9 protein-coding genes are annotated in these 13106 nt (G+C 72.0%); 6 read left to right on the top strand and 3 right to left on the bottom strand.

The window, feature by feature from the left end; all coding sequences use genetic code 11:
- A partial coding sequence (locus ACFU6K_RS13460; protein ID WP_380662792.1) for a beta-ketoacyl synthase N-terminal-like domain-containing protein occupies positions 1-4504 on the bottom strand: 4504 nt, incomplete at its 3' end.
- A gap of 631 nt (positions 4505-5135) precedes the next feature.
- Entirely contained in the window at positions 5136-6125 is a 990-nt protein-coding gene (locus ACFU6K_RS13465) for an alpha/beta fold hydrolase (RefSeq protein ID WP_380662794.1), read from the bottom strand.
- Between the two features lie 179 nt (positions 6126-6304).
- Between ACFU6K_RS13465 and ACFU6K_RS13470 the strand changes: the two genes are divergently transcribed.
- The gene (locus tag ACFU6K_RS13470; protein WP_380662796.1) at positions 6305-6877 is read left to right on the top strand and encodes a helix-turn-helix domain-containing protein; all 573 of its coding nucleotides are present in this window, start codon (positions 6305-6307) and stop codon (positions 6875-6877) included.
- Between the two features lie 194 nt (positions 6878-7071).
- Here ACFU6K_RS13470 and ACFU6K_RS13475 read toward each other — a convergent pair whose 3' ends face one another.
- Positions 7072-8172, bottom strand: a complete 1101-nt coding sequence (locus tag ACFU6K_RS13475; protein WP_380662798.1) for a tetratricopeptide repeat protein — start codon at positions 8170-8172, stop codon at positions 7072-7074.
- Between the two features lie 418 nt (positions 8173-8590).
- Here ACFU6K_RS13475 and ACFU6K_RS13480 point away from each other — a divergent pair, with 418 nt between their 5' ends.
- The 5 genes from ACFU6K_RS13480 (at position 8591) to cyaB (ending at position 12975) form a co-directional block, all read left to right on the top strand.
- Positions 8591-9082: an ATP-binding protein gene (locus ACFU6K_RS13480; protein WP_380662800.1), complete on the top strand. Its 492-nt coding sequence runs from the start codon at positions 8591-8593 to the stop codon at positions 9080-9082.
- 99 nt (positions 9083-9181) lie between these two features.
- Positions 9182-11344 (top strand): B12-binding domain-containing radical SAM protein, encoded by a 2163-nt coding sequence (locus ACFU6K_RS13485; protein ID WP_380662802.1) that lies wholly within the window; start codon positions 9182-9184, stop codon positions 11342-11344.
- Positions 11345-11354: 10 nt separating this feature from the next.
- Positions 11355-11948, top strand: coding sequence for an aldo/keto reductase (locus ACFU6K_RS13490; RefSeq protein WP_380662804.1), 594 nt, complete (start codon positions 11355-11357; stop codon positions 11946-11948).
- Positions 11942-12424: an aldo/keto reductase gene (locus ACFU6K_RS13495; RefSeq protein WP_380662806.1), complete on the top strand. Its 483-nt coding sequence runs from the start codon at positions 11942-11944 to the stop codon at positions 12422-12424. Before ACFU6K_RS13490 ends, ACFU6K_RS13495 begins: the two co-directional genes overlap by 7 nt.
- Positions 12421-12975 carry a class IV adenylate cyclase gene (gene cyaB / locus ACFU6K_RS13500; RefSeq protein ID WP_380662808.1) on the top strand — a complete coding sequence of 185 codons (555 nt, stop codon included), beginning with the start codon at positions 12421-12423 and terminating at the stop codon, positions 12973-12975. Before ACFU6K_RS13495 ends, cyaB begins: the two co-directional genes overlap by 4 nt.
- Positions 12976-13106 lie beyond the last annotated feature (131 nt).

Here is a 13106-nt window from a genome sequence, read left to right on the forward strand (position 1 = left end):
CGGCCAGCCCGCGGGCCCGCTCCCGCAGCGCCTCCGGGGTGCGGGCCGACAGCACGACCGGCACCACGGGCGGTGCCGCCGGTTCCCCCGCGGCCTCGGGCCCGGTCGGCTGCCCGGCCGGCGGCTCGGTCAGGATCACGTGCGCGTTGGTGCCGCTGATCCCGAACGAGGAGACGCCGCCGCGCCGGGGCTCCCCGGTCTCCGGCCAGGGCCGGGCCCGGTCGAGCAGGGCCACCGAGCCGGCCGTCCAGTCCACGTGCGGGGACGGCTCGTCGGCGTGCAGCGTGGCGGGCAGCGCGCCCCGCCGGATCGCCTGGACCATCTTGATCACGCCGCCGACACCCGCCGCGGCCTGGGCGTGCCCGATGTTGGACTTGAGGGACCCGAGCCACAGCGGCCGCTCCCGGCCCTGCCCGTACGCGGCCAGCAGGGCGTTGGCCTCGATCGGGTCGCCCAGGGCGGTACCGGTCCCGTGCGCCTCCACGGCGTCGACCTGCTGCGGCGCGAGCCCCGCGTCGGCGAGCGCGTCCTCGATCACGCGCTGCTGGGCGACGCCGCTGGGTGCGGACAGCCCGTTGGAGGCGCCGTCGGAGTTGACGGCGCTGCCGGCCACGACCGCCAGCACCGGGTGGCCGTGGCGGCGGGCGTCCGAGAGCCGCTCCACCACGACCATGCCCGCGCCCTCGCCCCAGCCGGTGCCGTCCGCCCCGGCGGAGAAGGCCTTGCAGCGGCCGTCGGCGGCCAGCACCCGCTGGCGGGACAGCTCCACGAACATGCCGGGGGTCGCCATGACGGTGACCCCGCCGGCCAGGGCGAGCGAACACTCCCCGGCCCGGACCGACCGCACCGCCTGGTGCAGCGCGACCAGCGACGCCGAGCACGCGGTGTCCACCGTCAGCGCGGGCCCGTTCAGGCCGAGGACGTACGCGATCCGCCCGGAGACCACGCTCACGCTGGTGCCGGTCAGCAGGTGCCCCGCGACGCCGGGCCCGGCCGTCTCCATGCTCGGCCCGTAGCCGGAGTGCATCGCCCCGGCGAACACGCCGGTCCGGCTGCCCTTCAGCGCCGCGGGGTCGATCCCGGCGCGCTCCAGCGCCTCCCAGGCGACCTCCAGCAGGAGCCGCTGCTGCGGGTCCATGGCGAGGGCCTCGCGCGGGCTGATCCCGAAGAACTCCGCGTCGAAGTCCGGAACGTCCCGGACGAAGCCGCCCCGGTGGACGTAGGAGGTGCCGGCCCGGTCCGGGTCCGGGTGGTGGAGCGCCGCCAGATCCCAGCCCCGGTCGTCGGGGAAGTCGCCGATGGCGTCGGTGCCGGCGTCGACCAGGTCCCACAGGTCCTCGGGCGAGCGCACCCCGCCGGGGAAGCGGCAGGCCATGCCGACGATGACCACGGGGTCGTCGGCCGCGTCGTTGTTCCCGACCTCGTCGTCGTTGCCGACCTCGCCGTCGTTGCCGACCTCGTCGCCGTTGCCGGCCTCCGGCTCGGCCACGTTGTCCCTGCCGGCCTCGTCGCTCGCCCTCAGCGCGCCGATCGCGGCGGCGAGGGCGGCCGGGCTCGGGTGGTCGTACAGGACGGTGCTCTCCAGGTTCAGCCCCGTCGCGGCCGCCAGCCGGTCGCGCAGTTCGAGCGTCATGGCCGAGTCCAGGCCCATCTCGCGGAACGTCCGCCCGGGCCGCACGTCGGCGGCCGAGCCCGTGCCCAGCACGACGGCGGTCAGGCTCCTGACCAGCTCCAGTACCGACCGTCCGTCCATGACCGGAACCGGCGCCGGGGCCTGCGTCCCCTCGTCCGCCCGCTCGCTCCCGGTGGCCCCCGGCATCCCGGACGGCCAGTAGGAGCGGCGCTGGAACGGGTAGGTCGGCAGGTCGGCGAGCGGCGCCGAGGCGGGCAGCAGCGCGGACCAGTCGACCGGGACGCCCCGGACGAAGGCCTCGGCAGCCGCGGTGAGGAACCGCCGACGGCCGCCGTGGCCGCGCCGGAGCGTGCTCAGCGCGGCGCCGTCCCCGCCGCGCAGGTCGATCGCCTGCCGGACACCCATCGCCAGCACCGGATGCGGGCTGATCTCCAGGAAGGTCGAGTGGCCCGCGTCCAGCAGGCGTTCGACGGCCGGCCCGAACCGCACCGGCTCGCGCAGGTTGCGGAACCAGTACCCGGGGCCCAGCTCGGCGGTGTCGATCGGTGCGGCGGTGACGGTCGAGTGGAACGGCACGTCGGTGGAGCGCGGGGCGATCCCGGCGAAGGCGGCGAGCAGGCCGTCCCGCAGCTCCTCGACGGCCGCGCTGTGCGAGGCGTAGTCGATCGGGATCCGCCGGGTGCGCACCCGCTGCCCGTAGTGGGCGGCCAGCGCGTCGAGCGCGGCCACCGGCCCCGCCACCACCGTGTGCGCCGGGCCGTTGACCGCCGCGACCGACAGCCCGGGGCCGCCGGCCGCCGCGAGGCCGACTCCCGCGCCCTCGACCGCCGCGAGGTCCCGCTCCACCCGCTCGGCCGGGAGGTCCACCGACAACAGGCCGCCACCGCCCGCGATCCGGTTCAGCACCCGGCTGCGCAGGGCCACGATCCGCGCACCGTCCCGGAGCGACAGGGCGCCCACGGCGGTGGCGGCGGCGATCTCGCCCTGCGAGTGGCCCACCACGGCGGCGGGCTCCACCCCGGCCGAGCGCCACAGCGCGGCCAGCGACACCATCACCGCCCACAGCGCGGGCTGGACCACCTCGTCGCCCTCCAGCGGCGGCGCACCGGGGACCCCGCGCAGGACGTCGGCCAACGACCAGTCCACGTAAGGGCGGAGGGCCTCGGCGCAGTCGTCGATCCGCTCGGCGAAGAACGGGGAGGTCTCGATCAGCTCCGCCGCCATGCCCGTCCACTGCGAGCCCTGGCCGGGGAAGACGAAGACCGGCCGTACGGGCGGCCCCTCGTGCCGGCCCTCCACCACGGCCGCCGACGGCCGCCCGGCCGCCCGGTCCGCGAGTTCGGCGAGTTCGGCGAGTTCGGCGAGGAAGCCGTCCCGGTCGTCCGCGACGACCACGCAGCGGTGCTCGAACGCGGTGCGGGTCACGGCCAGCGACCGGCCCACCGAGGCCGCTCCGAGCGCCGGACGCGCCGCCACGTGGGCGCGCAGCCGTTCGGCCTGGTCACGCAGCGCGGGCTCGTCCCGGCCGGACAGGACCCACGGCAGCGCCCCGGCCTCCTCCTTCTCCTCGGGGGCCGTGTCGGCCGCGTCCACGCCCGGCCAATCCGAGAGGATCACATGGCAGTTGGTGCCGCCGATCCCGAACGAGCTGACTCCGGCGACCAGTTGACCGTGCGGCGAGGGCCAGGCCCCGGCCTCGGTGTTCACCCGCAGCCGCAGCTCGTCGAGCGGGACCCGCTCGCCGGGCCCGACGTGGTTCAGGCTGGGCACGAGCTCGCGCTCGGCGAGACACAGGACGGCCTTGATGAACCCGGCGATCCCGGCCGCGCCCTCCAGGTGGCCGATGTTCGTCTTCACCGACCCGACCAGCAGCGGATCGCCCTCTCCGCGCACCGAGCCCAGCGCCGCACCGAGCGCCGCGGCCTCGACCGGGTCGCCGGCCCGCGTCCCCGAACCGTGCAGCTCGACGTACTGGACCTCGCCCGGCTCGACGCCCGCGTCGACACAGGCCTCCAGGAGCACCCGCTCCTGCGACGCCCGGCCCGGGGTCGGCAGCGTCTGCGTCGCGCCGTCGTTGTTCAGGGCGCTGCCGCGGATGACGGCGTGGATGCGGTCGCCGTCCCGGACGGCGGCCTCCAGCAGCTTGAGCACCACCACCCCGCCGCCCTCGCCCCGGACGTAGCCGTTGGCGCGGGCGTCGAAGGTGAAGCAGCGCCCGTCCGGCGACAGCGTTCCGGCCCGCTCCAGCGCCCGGGTGCTCTCCGGCGCGAGGATCAGGCTCACCCCGCCGGCCAGCGCCAGCTCGGACTCGCCGCTGCGCAGGCTCGCGCACGCCAGGTGCACGGCGGCCAGCGAGGACGACTGGCCGGTGTCCACCACCAGGCTCGGACCGTGCAGGCCCAGCGTGTACGAGATCCGGTTGGCGGTCACCCCGCGCTGCAGCCCGGTCAGCGTGTGCCCGGTCACCGCGTCGGGGCCCAGCCCGTGCAGCAGCGTCGCGTAGTCGTCCGCGATCACCCCCAGGAACACGCCCGTCCGGCTTCCCTCCAGAGCGCCCGGCAGGGTCCTGGCGTCCTCCAGCGCCTCCCACGCCAGTTCGAGGGCCAGCCGCTGCTGCGGGTCCATCGCCACGGCCTCACGCCGCGAGATGCCGAAGAACTCGGGGTCGAACCCGTCCACCCCGTCCAGGAACCCCCCGCGCGCCGGCCCCCGGTCACCCCGCCGCCCGGCCACCGCGTCACCACCGCCGCGCAGCAGCCGCCAGAACGCCCCCGGACCGTCCGCCTGCGGAAAGCGGCAGCCGATCCCGACCACCGCGACCGCACGCGCCGGGAGCTCACGCCCGCCACGACAACCAGCACTGTCCATCATCGATGCCCCCCGCAGTGAGAATCAGACGGCCGACCACCGGAAGGCCCCGACGGACCACCGGGTCGTCGCCCCGGGGCCGTCCTCTGGACCGGCGAGTTCGGTCGCGGGAGATCCCGGCCGCCACCTCGGCGGCGATGCCCGCCCCACGAGGATGCGCCCACCCGCACACCACCGGAACCCGTCCCGGGGGTTCATGATCGTGCGTTGCTGAACCCCGAAGGGGCCTGCACATACCCGACATACCGGGCACCTTGCGGCGGGTCGCCTGGAGAACCGGCAGAAGCCTCCGGGCCGCGACCCGCCAGGAGCGGACACCCACGGGCTGCCACTCCGGCGTGCTTTGGGCTCGGCCCGGAGCACGCCGCAGCACCGCCAGGGGCGGCGACCCGGCGACCGCGCGGGACCGGGTCGCGACCTCGGAGGAGGCCACAACGGCCGGATATCGCACAGGGGTTGAGGAACATCCATACCGGATCGGGACTGGTGCGCGGCTGGCAGGCCGTCGCCGAGGTGACCGGCCTGCTCGCGCCGGGGGACGCTCGGCACCGGGCGGGCGTGGGGCTCGGGCGCTGTCCTCGGGTGTGCCGACCGGGGTCCCCCTGCGGCGGGGCCGGCCGGCACGCCCGCCGGTTCAGTCCTGGAGGGAGGCGAGCCAGGCGGTCAGCAGGCGGTTGACCTCCTCGGGGCGCTCCTGCTGGATCCAGTGCCCGCAGCCGTCCAGGATGTGGGCGGAGGCCAGGCTGGGAAGGGTGGTCGGGTAGGCGTCGATCGCGTCGGCCATCCAGGTCGTGGAAGCGTCCAGGGCGCCGCCGATGAACAGGGACGGCTGCTTGATCGGGGCCCCGCGGTACGGGGCGAGGTCCTCCCAGTCGCGGTCCATGGCGCGGTAGCGGTTGAGGGCCCCGGTCATGCCGGTGCGCTCGAACTCCCCGGCGTACACGTCGAGGTCGTCCTCGGTCAGCCAGGCGGGCAGCTTGCCGCCGGGGAAGCGGTCGCGCAGCCGACCGCCGGTGCGGGCCACGAAGTGCGGATCGGGCTCGCCCTGGGCGGGCATGGTGTCGGCGGACATGGCCGCGTAGAAGCCCGCGAGCCAGCCCCGGAGGTCGGGCTCCATCTCCGCTTCGGCCCGGCCGGGCTCCTGGAAGTACGAGACGTAGAACTCCTGGTCGCCGCCCATCCGCGCGAAGACCTCGGTGGGGCGGGGGCCGCCGGGCGGCGCGTAGGGGACGCTCAGCAGCGCGACGGCGCGGAAGACCTCGGGGTGGAGCAGGGCGGAGGCCGCCGCGATGCTGGAGCCCCAGTCGTGCCCGACCACCACCGCCCTCTCCTCGCCCAGGGCGCGCACCAGGGCGACGTTGTCCTCCACCAGGTCGAGCATCCGGTAGGCGTCCGTCGCGGCCGGCCTGGAGGAGCGGCCGTAGCCGCGCACGTCGAGCGCCACGGCCCGGTACCCCGCCGCCGCGAGGGCCGGGAGCTGGCGACGCCAGGAGTACCAGGACTCGGGGAAGCCGTGGACGAGCAGGACCAGCGGTCCGGTGCCCTGCTCGACCAGGTGCAGGCGCCCGGCGGGTGCCTCGATGGTGCGGTGGCGCAGGTCGGTGGACGGCGCGGGCTGGTGCATCGCTTCTCCTCGGTTCACGGGCGGCGGCGGTTACCCACCGATCATGCGGCGCCGCGGTCGCGCGCCGCGAACACCCTTGCCATCGTGGCAAACTGGCAGGACAGGGCGGTGGAGGCGGCACGGCCGCAGGGAGCGGGGCGACGGTGACGGACGACGGCACAGCCGACACACTGGCGGCCATGGGCCCCCGCCTGCGGACCGCGCGCGAGCGGCACGGCGCCACACTCACCGGCGTCAGCCGCGCGACCGGCATCTCGCTGAGCACGCTGTCGCGGATCGAGACCGGCCGGCGCAAGCCGACGCTGGAGGTGCTGCTGCGGCTCGCGAAGGCGTACGACGTCTCCCTGGACGAGCTGGCCGGCTCCGCACCCGCCGCGGCGGCCGGACCGCGCACCCCGGTGCCGCAGCGTTCCGGCAGCGACAAGGCGGTGCTACCGCTGACCCGGTACGTCGGGGGCCTGCACGCCCACAAGCACGTCCTGCCCGCCGTCGACGCACCGCCGGCGCGGCCGCGACAGGTCTCCCATGACGGCTACGAATGGCTGTGCGTCCTGTACGGGCGGCTGTGGCTGGCGCTCGGCGAGCAGGACCTCGTACTGAGCGCCGGGGACGTGGCCGAGTTCGACACCCGCACCGCCCACGGGGTCGCGAACGCCGGACCCGGCGGACCGGTCGAATACCTGATCATGTTCGGACCGCAGGGAGAGCGCCTACGACCACGCACCCCGGCCCCCGACCGCCGGGCCCGGTAGCGCGGAGCACAGCGCCCGGGGGCCCAGCGGCGGTACCTGCGGCTCCACGCCTCGGCGGCGTCCGGATCACGCAGTGGCAAGCAACGTCCTTGTCGCGGACGTCGAAAGCACATCCCCCCAGGGCCGCCCGACCCGGTCCAGGTCGATCCGGCCGGCGATGGAGTCCTTGCAGCGGCCCTGTTGACCGCAGGCCTTCAGGCCGAACGCCCTGCGAGGAACAGGACGGCCCGCTCGTCCAGTTCCGTAGCGCCGTGGACGGTCCGAATGCGCGCAAGGCGGGCGCGCATGTCCGTCACGGCGTCATCCACCTTCACCGATCGGAGGCCTTCGGCCAGCACGAGGAACTCACACCACGTCGACAGGGCTGCTCCGTGGTTCTCCTGACGGACCTGCACCGCCCCGAGGTCGGCCAGGACGATCGCGTGGCTACGGCGTCGGTCCAGACCGTGAACGTCCAGGGCGACTTGGAGATGCTCCTGGGCGGCTTCGTAGTCGCCGAGTTGGGCGAGGATCATCCCCGAATGGTGAGCCCAGCGACCGATGCTGAAGTGGCTCGCCCAGGAGTCGCCGGGCGTCGGCGAGGATCGCTCGATGTGCCGCTGGGACGTGGCGAGGAAGCGGGTGGCCGTCGTCCGATCACCGTCCTGGGCCGCGGCGTCGGCGAGGGTGGTCTCGTAGTAGGCGAGCGCTTTCGGGTCGTCCAGACGTTTCGCCTGGTCGACGCACTCCTCCGCGATCCGCACAGCGGCGGCCCGGTAGCCGAGGTCGATGGCCTGCACGGCGAGGCCGCGGAGCGCGGTGGCCGCGAGTTCCGCGTCGCCGGCCTCGGCGGCCAGCCGGTACGAGTGCGCGTAGTACTTCTGGGCGACGCCATGGTTGCCCTCATCCTGGGCCATCCATCCGATGAGGTGGGTCAACTGGGCGGCCCCGGCGAAGAGTCCGCGCCCGACGGACTCGGACCAGGCGCCGTCCAGCCATGGACTGACGTTCTCCACGAGGCACTGGACGGCAAGGTGCCGCGCATGACCACCGCCGAGTTCCGCCGCCGCGTCACCGAACGACTTGACCATCTGCCGGACAGCAAGGACTTCACCCTGGCCGACCCGGACCGTCGCACCGGAGTTGGCCGTCACCCTGCGGGTGATGCTGTCCAGATCGGGCAGGCCAAGGGCCGCGAGCGCATAGCCGCTGGAGGAGGCCATGAATTCCCGGCGAAGCACTTCGCTCCTTCCCAGCGCGAGGACTGAGCTCACGGTATCGCCCACACCGCCCTCGGGCACGTCAACCTGCGCCACAGGCACATCATCAGATGAGCCGAACCCCAGCACCTCGCAGAGGTACGGCCACCAGTACTTCGGTGCCCGCCCATGCTTCTCCCATCGGTAAACCTGCCCGCGTCCCGGCCCCTTCCCTCCTCTGCCCTCGACCTTTCCCAGCTCGATGGCGAGACGCTCCTGAGACCAGCCCCTTGCGCTACGCGCCCTTTTGATCATCTCGCCAGTGGAGACATCTTCCGACACGGCGCCCCTTCCCTGGACTACAAGTCGGCCTACATCTGGCTCACAAGCGGCATACAGGCTGGCACCTATTCACGGACGGCGACGTGACATTGACTGTAAGTCAGCCGTCTGGGGCTGAAAGCCCTGGCTGGGTGGCTCTTTTCCCAGGTTCAAACACGGTCATGCCATCGATCCCCGCCCGAGGTGTTGCGTCATGAGCGTGCGTTTCCGCCAATTCGCCCTGCCCCGTGTCAACGAGTCGGTCCCCAAGAGCAGGGACCTGGTCGGCCGCACGATCCGGGCCTGGATCTCCATGAGCGAAGAGGTGCACGACAACTTGAACCTGATCACCTCCGAGTTGGTTACGAACGCTGTCGAGCACACCACCGCGGACACCATCGCGCTCACCCTCCAGCTGAACACCCGGACCCGGATGGTGACGGTCGGGGTCCAGGACAGCAGCGCGGTTCTGCCGTCCGGCCGTCACGCGGCGCCCGACGACCAGTCCGGACGCGGCCTGTGGCTCGTCGCCGCACTGGCGAACCGGCACGGAGCCCAGCTCACCCCGACCGGCAAGTGGGTCTGGGCCGAGGTCGCCCTCCAGCCCCTGGCGCGCGAACAGGCCCGCCGCAATGTGCTGCGGCAGATCATCTCGGTCAATAAGGTCCGCCCCCTCATCCGGGCACGGAACCTCTCGGCCGCCTAACCCCCGACTCCTTCTCAGCCCGCACGAAACGTCTCAGTGCCGGGCCGATCCGTCACGCCTCCGTGACCCTCATCCCGCCGACTCCGGAGAGAGGCTCCAGTGACCACCCACATCAAACGCACGACACGCCCTCAGCTCGACCGCCTGCGCGAAGCCCTGCAGCTCGCCGCGCCCGAGGCCCCGACTGTCGCGGCGGCCGAGACCGACCGGCTTCTCGTGAACCCCGTCGAGCTCCGCGAGCACCTCACCAAACACCTCGGCGACCACGCCAGCCGGGTCCTCGTGGCCGGGACCCTCGACAGGCGGCTCGTGCTGATCGAACAGCTGGACGCCCGCTGGGTCGTCGCCGACCTCTCGGGCCATAACCACGACACCCGCTACTGGCCGGCCTGGCTCACTGGCCACATCGAGATGGACACGCCGGACTCCTGGCTGTCCCTGGCCAACCTCGACAACGCCGCGATCCACCGCTTCACCAAGCCGACCGTCCTGCTCGCCGCGCTCTACCACCCCGAACACTTCCCGCTGCCCCGCTTCCCGCTCGGTGTCAGCGACGTGGCCAGGGCCGCCCGGTCCACGCTCACCGGGGAGGTCTCCCTCCTCGACATGCAGCTCGGCACCACGCTGAGCGGCCTCATCATGGCGGTGGCCGAGAACCGGCCGGACATCCTGGGGATCAGCGCGACCTTCGGCCAGCACGACCTCATGACCGAGCTGCTGGACGCCGCCTACTCCCTCGAATCCCAGCCGATGGTGATCGCTGGGGGCAGCCTCACCGCCCGCAACGAAGCCCTCCTCCTGGAGCGCTACCCCAAGCTCCTGGTCGCCCGGGGAGCCGGCGAGCCCACGATCAAAGGCCTCCTCGCCCACTGGCACGGCGACATCCCGCTGAACCAGGTCCACGGCATCGGTTACAACGGAGCCGCACGCGGCGAGGGCACTCTGATCATCAACCGCCGCCGCACCGCCAAGCCGGTCAGCAGCTCGCAGGACGACATCTTCCCCGAGCTGGACCTCCTGCCAGCCACTTTCGAGCACAAGGGCGTCGCCCAGGCCGAGGGCTCTCGCGGCTGCACCAACTACTGCTCGTTCTGCCCGCGCGGCCACAAGGGGACCTGGTTCGGAAGCCACCCGGAAGCCTTCCCGTGGCTCCTCGAGGAGATGGGGCACATCTTCGACAGGTACCCGCACGTCTCCCGGACGCTCTACCTGGTGGACGAGGAGTTCATCGGCCGCGACGATGGCGCAGTGCCCCGCGCCCTGAACATGGGCTCCACCCTCCACGACGCGGGCTTCACGTGGGAGACCAGTTGCCGCGTCGACCAGGTCGTCCGCCTCGACCGGGACACCGCCTGGCACCGCGAGCGCGCCGACATGTGGCGACGGCTCGTGCAACACGGCCTTCGACGCTGCCTGTTCGGCGTCGAGTCCGGAGTCGACTCGATCCTGGAGCGGTTCAACAAGGAGACCACCGGTGAGCAGAATGCCGTCGCCATCCGCACCCTGTCGGCGCTCGGTGTCCCCACCAGGTTCACATACATCAGCTTCGACCAGCTCATGACGTTCGAGGAGCTGAAAGCCACCTACGCCTACCAGGGTCGGACCGACCTCCTCCTGCGACCGATGCCCAACCTGCCGATCCGGGAGATCGTCGAAGGCGTCCAGGACCCGGAGTGGGTGGCCTGGGCATCCTCCGGCAGGCCCCTGCACAGCGGCATCTCCTACATGCTCGTCAGCATGGAGTGCCTGGTCGGGGCCGCCTACACCAAGCGGGCCCAGGCTGCCGGGCTCACCGGCGAGGTTCGGCCGTCCATGGGCCGGGTCGACTCCCGATTCGCCGACTGGCGGATCGGCATCGCCAGCCAGTGGGCCCAGCTCTGGGTCGACAGGAACTTCGCCCTGGACTACACCTTCAAGTCCCTGGAGAAGATGCTCGACGGCGACCCCCGCAGCATCGTCCGAGCCGCCCGGATCGTCCTCAAATACGCCGCCTACCAGGTCTTCGGCCGCATGATCGACGCGATCGAGCAGACCCCGCCGACGCCCGGCGAGGAAGGTGCGGAAGCGGCCCTCAGCACCCGTGTGCGCACCGAGCTGGAAGACGAGTTCAAGGCCCTCTCGAAGAAGATGGCCGGTGGCGTCGAGCACGTCCTGCGCAACATCCCCAAGGACTTCGCCGCCATCCTCGACAAGGAGTATCTGCGCTGGGAGCAGACCTCCGAGTGGCGCTCCATCAACGCCTCCGACCCCTGCGGAACCTGAGGAGACGACCATGGAGAAGCGCTATGTGCCCGGCCTCGGCCACGTCTCGGCGATCGGCGCCGGATGCTGGACCATCGGCGGCCTCGCTACCAACGACGGCGTCCCGGTCGGCTGGACCGGAGTGGACGAGGACGAGGCGTACAGTGCCCTCGTCCGCGCCCACGACCTCGGCATCACCCTCTACGACACCGCCGACGCCTATGGCCTCGGCCAGTCCGAGCGCCTGGTCGGCCGGCTCCTGACGACTGCCAACCGCGACCGGCTCACCGTCTCCAGCAAGGTGGGCCACATCCGCGGCAATGCCGCTCACCCGTACGAGCGAGGCCAGATCCTCCGGCAGTTCGACGCCACCCTGGACAACCTCGGCACCGACTACCTCGACCTGTACTCCCTCCACAGCTCCGACTTCGGCCCCGACCATCGCTACCTCGGCGAGGCCGCCAAGACCCTCCGGGAACTACGCGATCAGGGCCTGATCAAGGCCATCGGTATGCGTGCCCCGCACGACTTCTGCCTGGCATGGGCCGAGGACGTCAGCCACCCGCGCCGTGCAGAGGCATCCGCGTTCATGCTGAGGTTCGCCGTCGTCCAGCCGACGTGCTGACCGTCCGCTACAACATGCTCAGTCCCCTGTACGAGCCCATGGACGCCGATATCTTCGACCTCGCCGACGAGTGCGGCGTCGGCGTTCTCATCAAGCAGGCACTCGGGCAGGGGCTGTTGGTCGGCGCCCACCGCGCGGATCTCCCGCGCACCTTCCCACCGGGCGACCACCGCCGAGGCGACCCGAAGTTCAGCCCGGCAGCCGTGGGGGCTGTGCGGCACGGTCTGAGGCAACTCGGAGCGGACTTTGGATGCACCCGGGCCGACCTGACCCGCGTGGCCCTCCAATACGCCCTCCAGCGATCCGAAAACGCCGCCTTGCTCGTCGGCTTCCGCACCGCCCAGCAGATCAGCGTCAACGTCTCCGCAGTTGGCGACCCGCTCACAGCCCCCGAGATCGACCAGATCCAATCCGTCATGGCCTCCGTCCGCGAGACCATCGCCTCGCTGACCGACACTCAGGAGAAGAGCCCGTGAAGTACACCGAAGTCGAACAGAAGTTCAAGCTCCTCAGTGACCCCCAGGAGCTGAGGGACCAGCTCACGGCCCGGGGCGGCAAGGCCGGTCGGCCGACCCGTCAGGTCGACCACTACTACAACGCCCCCCACAAGGACTTCCTCTCCGGAGACGTGATCTCCGAGTGGCTCCGGATCCGCATCGAGGACGGCATCTCCTCCCTGAACTTCAAGCGGTGGTACCCGCTGGAGGAGAAGATCAAGACCCACTGCGACGAGTTCGAGAGCGCCGTCTCCGACGCCATGGCCGTCCAGCACATCCTGGACTCCCTCAACTTCACCAAGCTCACCACGGTCGACAAGACTCGCGAAGAGTGGTTCATCGACAGCATCGCCGTCGCCTTTGACAGTGTGGGCGACCTCGGAGACTTCATCGAGTTCGAGTACAAGGGTGAGGCCGGAACCATCGAGGAGGCCACCGAGAAGATCGAATCCTTCATCGCCGGCCTCGACATCAAGCTCGGCGACCGCATCCACGCCGGCTACCCCCATCTCACCCTCGGGCTGGCCTGACGAACGGGCGCACCAACCGTACCGATATACCTGCGCCGGACCCTTTGGCGCCGTGCGGATGTTGCGGTGTTCTGCGCCTTACCTCCAAGTGGTGAGGCTTTTTTCGCGGCGTGCTCCAGGCCTGCCTGGAG

Origin of the sequence: Kitasatospora sp. NPDC057512 (genome assembly GCF_042802135.1) — a bacterium.
Taxonomy (GTDB): Bacteria; Actinomycetota; Actinomycetes; order Streptomycetales; family Streptomycetaceae; genus Kitasatospora.